7 protein-coding genes are annotated in these 6,512 nt (G+C 58.6%); 2 read left to right on the top strand and 5 right to left on the bottom strand.

The window, feature by feature from the left end; genetic code table 11:
* The 5 genes from AC33YF_RS12250 to ccmA form a co-directional block, all read right to left on the bottom strand.
* A partial coding sequence (locus AC33YF_RS12250; RefSeq protein ID WP_491777490.1) for a thioredoxin domain-containing protein occupies positions 1-419 on the bottom strand: 419 nt, incomplete at its 3' end.
* 17 nt (positions 420-436) lie between these two features.
* Positions 437-646, bottom strand: a complete 210-nt coding sequence (gene ccmD / locus AC33YF_RS12245) for a heme exporter protein CcmD (protein ID WP_491777489.1) — start codon at positions 644-646, stop codon at positions 437-439.
* Positions 647-663: 17 nt separating this feature from the next.
* Positions 664-1,407, bottom strand: a complete 744-nt coding sequence (locus AC33YF_RS12240; protein WP_491777488.1) for a heme ABC transporter permease — start codon at positions 1,405-1,407, stop codon at positions 664-666.
* Positions 1,408-1,504: 97 nt separating this feature from the next.
* On the bottom strand, positions 1,505-2,173 hold the full coding sequence (gene ccmB / locus AC33YF_RS12235) for a heme exporter protein CcmB (protein WP_491777487.1): 669 nt from the start codon (positions 2,171-2,173) through the stop codon (positions 1,505-1,507).
* On the bottom strand, positions 2,170-2,844 hold the full coding sequence (ccmA, locus tag AC33YF_RS12230; RefSeq protein WP_491777486.1) for a heme ABC exporter ATP-binding protein CcmA: 675 nt from the start codon (positions 2,842-2,844) through the stop codon (positions 2,170-2,172). Before ccmA ends, ccmB begins: the two co-directional genes overlap by 4 nt.
* 303 nt (positions 2,845-3,147) lie before the next feature.
* Here ccmA and acnA point away from each other — a divergent pair, with 303 nt between their 5' ends.
* Both acnA and AC33YF_RS12220 read left to right on the top strand, forming a co-directional pair.
* Positions 3,148-5,850 carry an aconitate hydratase AcnA gene (acnA, locus tag AC33YF_RS12225; protein ID WP_491777485.1) on the top strand — a complete coding sequence of 901 codons (2,703 nt, stop codon included), beginning with the start codon at positions 3,148-3,150 and terminating at the stop codon, positions 5,848-5,850.
* Between the two features lie 151 nt (positions 5,851-6,001).
* A partial coding sequence (locus AC33YF_RS12220) for a DUF1223 domain-containing protein (RefSeq protein ID WP_491777484.1) occupies positions 6,002-6,512 on the top strand: 511 nt, incomplete at its 3' end.

Below are 6,512 nucleotides of genomic sequence, written 5' to 3'. Positions count from 1 at the left end.
GCCGCGGTCGCTTCGTCCTTGTAGTTGATGCCGAAAAATGGGATGCCGGGGTCCTGTGCGCGCAACTTTTCTGAAAGGGCCATCACTGCCGGATGCTCCTCGCGGCACGGTCCACACCAAGATGCAAAGAAGTGGACAATCGCCGGCTTGCCGTTGCCCAGGACCTCTGAACTCACGGTGTCCTGAGCCCTGGTCGTGGCGTCCACTGCGTTGAGCGGTTGCAATTCAAATGCTGGCACCGGCTTGCCGACAAGTGCCGATGGCAGGCTCGAGGGGTCACCCGCGTTCAAAGCGATGAAGAACAGCCCCGCAAGAGCCGCAAAGAGCGCGAAGGGCAAAAGAACGCCGAATGAGCGCTTTCGGGCCTTTGGCAATGCTGCGCGTTCGTTTTCCGTTCGTGAGGACTTGGTTTCTGTCATTTGGTTGAAATCGGTTCTTACGGGACCGTTCGGGTCACCGTGGGCGTGGCGGCTGGTTTTGGCTTCGCTGCCGAGCGGCGTGTAATGCCGCGGCGTTCAAGGTCGGCCAAGAGCCGGCGCTGTTTGCGATCGCTCGCAACGATCGAAATCACCAAGAACGCTAAGGTGATGAAGGTCACCGCGTAGGCGGCGATGATGAAGCTGGCGTGCGGTCCAAGGCCGAGCATACTTAGGTCCTTGCGCGTTAGGTCGACGCTGCTTGCGCGACTTGCGCTTGCTGCAGAGCGTACACCCTGCGGCGCAAAATCTCGGCGCGAATTGCGATCAGGTGCAGCACAACAAAGAGCAGCGTGAATCCCAGCGCCATAATCAGCAGCGGCGTTTGAATCGAAGGGTCAATCGCCGACCCCTCTACCCGAAACACGCTCGCCGGCTGATGCAGTGTGTTCCACCAATCTACAGAGAACTTGATGATCGGAATATTGACCACGCCTACGAGGGCGAGAATGGCCGCGGCCCGTCCAGCACGACCCGGTTCTTCAATCGCCTGCCAGAGCGCGATGAGGCCGAGATAAAGCAGGAACAAGACCAGGAACGAGGTGAGCCGCGCATCCCAGACCCAGTAAGTTCCCCACATTGGCTTGCCCCACAAAGATCCGGTGACGAGGGCGAGAAAGGTGAAAGCGGCGCCGATTGGCGCTGCGGCCTTGGCCGAGACATCGGCCAGCGGGTGCCGCCAAATCAGCGTGCCGAGTCCGGCAACGGCGATCAGGACATAGGCAAACATGGCAATCCATGCCGATGGCACGTGGATATACATGATACGGACCGTTTCCCCTTGCTGGTAGTCGGCCGGCGCAACGAAAAAACCAAGATAAAGCCCCGTCCCGAGCAGGATGGCGGTCAGCGCAATCAGCCACGGGAGAACCTTGTCGGCAAGGTTCAGGAACCGTGTCGGGTTCGCCAGGCTGGTAATCGATAATGTCATTGTCCCTGATCTAGTAGCTTTAACTGCAAAGCGCAAAGCAGAACCATCATGAAAAATGGAGCGGTGCTGTAAGAGGACGCGCCATGGGACGCGGTTGCTAGCGGAAGCTCGTGCGTAAGGCAGCGGCTGCGGCAATAGGCGCAAGGATGATGCTGGCAAGGCTTATGGCGCAGAGCATTAGAAAGGGCGGCCAGGGCGATCCGGGTCCAGTGAGCGCCGTGGAAATCGTGGACGCGCCAAAAATCAACACGGGGACGTAAAGGGGCAAAACAAGCAATGCGAGCAGGAGACCGCTTCGTCGCAAGCCGAGCGTGAGGCTGGCGCCAATGCTGGCAATGAAGCTGACGGCGGGCGTTCCTACCAGCATGGTCAGCACCAGGAGTGGAATCGCATCGATCGGAAAATTCAGCAACAGCCCCAGCACGGGAGCGAGCAGGGCAAGAGGTACGCAGGTGGTCGCCCAGTGGGCGAGTGATTTTGACGCCGCCACAGCCGCGAGTGGCACGGGTCCCATAGATAAAACGTCAAGGGATCCGTCCTCATAGTCGTTGTGGAAGATGCGATCCGCCGAAAGCAATGCCGCGAGCAGCAGGGCAATCCACAACAATCCTGGAGCCACGCGCGCGAGCAAGTTGATGTCGGGTCCGAGGCCGAACGGTGCGATCGCGATGACCATCAGGTAGAAGCCGAGCGCTACGCCTATGGCGCCCCCCTCGCGAAAGGCGAGCGCGATGTCGCGCCGTAAAAGAGCGAGCGCTGCGTTCACGCCAAGTCCCCCTCGCTTGCGTCGAGGTGAGGATCTCGCACCGGGTCGAGTCGATGCAGATCGAGGGTGTAGCTAAGGGGTGTCGCGAGCGGTACATGGGTTGAGACAATCGCGATTCCGCCCGCTTCGCCGTGCTTCTTGATGGCCCTTCCAAGACGTTCCACGGATGCTGCGTCGAGCGAGACCGAGGGCTCATCCAGGAGCCAGATTGGCCGCGCACAAGCGAATAGTCTCGACAGTGCGAGCTTTCTCTTCTGGCCAGCGGATAAGAACCCAGCTGCAACGTCGGCAATTTCCGTCAGGCCGAAGACGTCCAACGCGGTCTCCATATCGTCCCATTCGGAGTCTCCGTGGAGAAAGCGGCTCCAGAACGATAGGTTCTCGCGCACCGTTAGACTGGCCTTCACGCCATTGAGGTGTCCGACGTAATGGCAAAACTCGGCCAGGGGTATGTCCGCGTCGACGCCGCCTATAGATACTTCCCCAGCTGAGAGCGGTAAGAGACCGGCAATCTGACGCATAAGGCTGGTTTTGCCGGTCCCGTTAGGGCCTTGCACCAGCAGCCCGTCGCCCGGCTCGAGGCTAAAGGACAAATTCTCGAAGAGGCGCCTGCCGCCACGGTCGCAGGCGACGTCGCGCGCTTCGAGAGTTGCGGTGAAGGGAGTGCTCATAAAGCGATCTGCAGCCTAGTTGCGCAAATTTTCGGCAGGTTTGGCCGCCGAAGCCATGAAGGGCGCGTCCCTTGGTGTCATTGTGTGGTCGCTCCCAGGGTCTTTATAGTTGCGGAAAAGCGTGTATCCAAAGGCCAAGACTCGTGGCAGTCCGGGAACTCCGAAAAATGTGCACCCGATTGTCCGGTTCAGCGCCTCATACCAGGCGGCGAGGCATCTTGGCTGCATCTTTGCTTGCCATTGGCTGAGGCGTTCGTATTTGCTGGGACTTGCCCGTCTTCCGGGCTCGTAAAGGAGATTTCATTGACATCGGCGGTTTTGACCTCGCTCGACAGCTTCAAGTGCCGGCGCACTCTGAAGGTCGGCAAGCACGATTACGAGTATTTCGATTTGAAGGTTGCAGAGGAGGCCGGATTGCACGGCGTCGGTCGTCTGCCCTTCTCCCTGAAAGTGCTTCTTGAGAATCTCTTGAGGCACGAGGATGGACGCACGGTCACATCGGACGACATCCGTGCGCTTGCCCACTGGGTGCAGAACAAGCGCAGCGACCGAGAGATTGCCTTTCGCCCCGCGCGTGTGCTGATGCAAGATTTTACCGGTGTGCCCGCAGTCGTGGACCTTGCGGCTATGCGGGACGCGGTCGAAAAACTTGGCGGCGATGCGAAGAAGATAAATCCTCTGGCACCTGTAGATCTCGTGATCGACCATTCGGTCATGGTCGATGCCTTCGGCTCGGGCGCCGCGTTCAAAATCAATGTCGACAAGGAATATGAGCGCAACGGCGAGCGTTACGCGTTTTTGCGCTGGGGAGCCAGTGCGTTCGACAATTTCCGCGTTGTCCCACCGGGCACCGGCATTTGTCATCAGGTCAATCTCGAATACCTCGCCCAGACGGTTTGGACCAAGGAAGAGAACGGCGCGACGGTCGCCTATCCGGATACGCTCGTTGGAACAGACTCGCACACGACCATGGTCAACGGCCTCTCGGTTCTCGGTTGGGGCGTCGGCGGGATTGAGGCGGAAGCCGCGATGCTCGGTCAGCCGATCTCCATGCTGCTGCCAGAAGTGATCGGCTTCGAACTGACAGGCGAACTCAAGGAAGGCGTTACGGCGACCGATCTCGTGCTCACCGTGGTCGAGATGCTCCGTGAGAAAGGGGTCGTTGGAAAGTTTGTCGAATTCTACGGCACGGGTCTTGATAAGTTGCCGCTGGAAGACCGGGCAACGATTGCGAACATGGCGCCGGAGTATGGTGCAACTTGTGGGTTCTTTCCTATCGACAAAGAGGCCTTGGCCTATTTGGAGGCAACCGCGCGGAAGGAGTCGCGCGTCGACCTAGTGAAGGCCTACGCCAAGGCGCAAGGCATGTACCGCAAGGACGATACGCCAGATCCTGTCTTTACCGACACGCTGTCGCTCAACCTGGCTGACGTCGTGCCGTCCATCGCCGGGCCTAAGCGGCCTCAGGACCGCGTGGCTTTGACCAACGCCGCGTCAGCGTTCGAGAAAGTTCTCGACCAGGAATACGGAAAGAGCGCGGAAGCTGATAAGCGCGTTGCAGTGAGCGGCAAGAACTTCGATCTGGGCCATGGCGATGTCGTGATTGCCGCAATCACGTCCTGCACCAATACGTCGAACCCCTACGTCATGGTTGGCGCGGGCGTCTTGGCGCGGAATGCGGTTGATAAAGGTCTCAGCGTGAAGCCTTGGGTCAAGACGTCACTGGCCCCAGGATCACAGGTCGTGACCGACTATTTGGAACGAGTGGGTCTGCAAAAAGACCTCGATACGCTCGGCTTCAACTTGGTTGGCTACGGTTGCACAACGTGCATCGGTAATTCGGGACCGCTACCCGAAGAGATCTCGCATACGATTCACGAACACGGTCTCGCCGTCGCCTCGGTTCTCTCAGGAAACCGGAATTTTGAGGGCCGGGTGAACAACGATGTACGCGCGAACTATCTCGCCTCTCCTCCGCTCGTGGTCGCTTATGCCCTCGCTGGCTCGGTGACTGTCGACCTGACGAAAGAGCCCATCGGCACTGGCAAGAACGGAAAACCCGTCTTCCTCAAAGATATCTGGCCGTCTTCTAAGGAAGTCGCGGAGCTCGTACGCAAGGCCGTTAAGAAGTCGATGTTCAAGGAGCGTTACGGGGACGTTTTCAAAGGCGATCCAGAGTGGCAAGCCATCGCTGTCGAGGGCGGACTCACTTATCAGTGGGACACGAAATCAACCTACGTGCAGGAGCCGCCCTACTTCGCGGACATGACGATGGAGCCTGAGCCGCTCTCCGACATCGTCGATGCGCGCGTTCTTGGCTTGTTCTTAGATTCGATCACCACTGACCACATATCACCTGCCGGCGCGATCAAAGGTGATAGTCCGGCGGGCCGCTATCTCACTGAGAATGGCGTCAGGCCAGCAGACTTCAATTCCTACGGCTCGCGCCGTGGCAACCACGAGGTGATGATGCGTGGCACATTTGCAAACACACGCATCAAGAACCAGATGGTGCCTGGCGTCGAGGGTGGCGTCACCGTGCACTACCCGTCCGGTGACCGGCTTGCGATGTACGACGCGGCAATGCGCTACAAGAGCGAGAACGTGCCGCTAGTTGTGTTCGCCGGTAAGGAATACGGCACGGGATCCTCTCGCGACTGGGCGGCCAAGGGAACGCGGCTGTTGGGCGTGCGCGCTGTCGTCGCAATGAGCTTCGAGCGCATTCACCGGTCCAACCTCATCGGTATGGGCGTGTTGCCGCTGACCTTTACAGACAATGCGTCCTGGGAAACGCTAGGGCTTGTTGGGAATGAGACTGTGAGTATCGAAGGGATCAGCGAGATCAAACCAGGCCAGATTATCGAGGCTGCCATCACCTATCCAGATGGCAGTACACGGATGGTTCCGCTGAGTGTCCGAATCGATACCTATGACGAGTTGGACTATTTCCGGAACGGCGGCATTCTGCATTACGTGCTACGGAGCCTGGTCAAGGAATCTGCGTAGGTCAAAGGCGGAATGCTTGACGCAACGTGTCCGCGAACCTCGTCCTGGTGCAAAGGATCGTGCCTCTGACCGAACTCAGGTCACCGAGTTGTGACCGCGTGCGATCCGATTTTGCCAGAAAAATTCTTCGGATTCCGGCATGCTAAGGGTCATGAAAACTGCTTATTCCGAAACATCCCGGGCGCGTATTGGCGCCGCTGCTGTCTTCTTCATCCTGGGTCTCGGCGCAACATTCGCAATTGCAAAGGCTGACAATGCCAGCCTAGCAAAAGCGCTCGATAAATCCACAGATACGCCGGTTTTGCTGGAGCTGTTCACAAGCCAGGGCTGCTCCTCGTGTCCGCCGGCGGATGCATTGTTCGATGAGCTGCGCGACAAGCCCGGTGTCATCACGCTCTCGTTCTCCGTTGATTATTGGAACTACCTTGGTTGGCACGACACGCTCTCAAGTCCTGAGAATAGCGATCGGCAACGAGACTATGCGCTGTCGCGCGGTGATGGAAAAGTCTACACTCCACAATTAGTGGTTGACGGCATCAAGCACGTAAACGGCGCTAACGAAGCGGCCATTGAGATGGCCATTCGCACCGCCGAGCGGCGGCTCAAAGACGTCAAGGTAACGATGTCGATGCGCGCAGAAGGTGACAGCCTGCTCGTCGATA

It is taken from the genome of Methyloceanibacter sp. (assembly GCF_058506495.1).
Note: the sequence above shows the minus strand (reverse complement) of the source record. Positions and strands in the feature narration are given on the sequence as shown.

What these genes read in the sequence shown, in the direction of transcription:
- ccmD (WP_491777489.1), bottom strand. Translation starts at nt 646, where the DNA reads ATGCTCGGCCTTGGACCGCACGCCAGCTTCATCATCGCCGCCTACGCG.
- AC33YF_RS12240 (WP_491777488.1), bottom strand. Translation starts at nt 1,407, where the DNA reads ATGACATTATCGATTACCAGCCTGGCGAACCCGACACGGTTCCTGAAC.
- ccmA (WP_491777486.1), bottom strand. Translation starts at nt 2,844, where the DNA reads ATGAGCACTCCCTTCACCGCAACTCTCGAAGCGCGCGACGTCGCCTGC.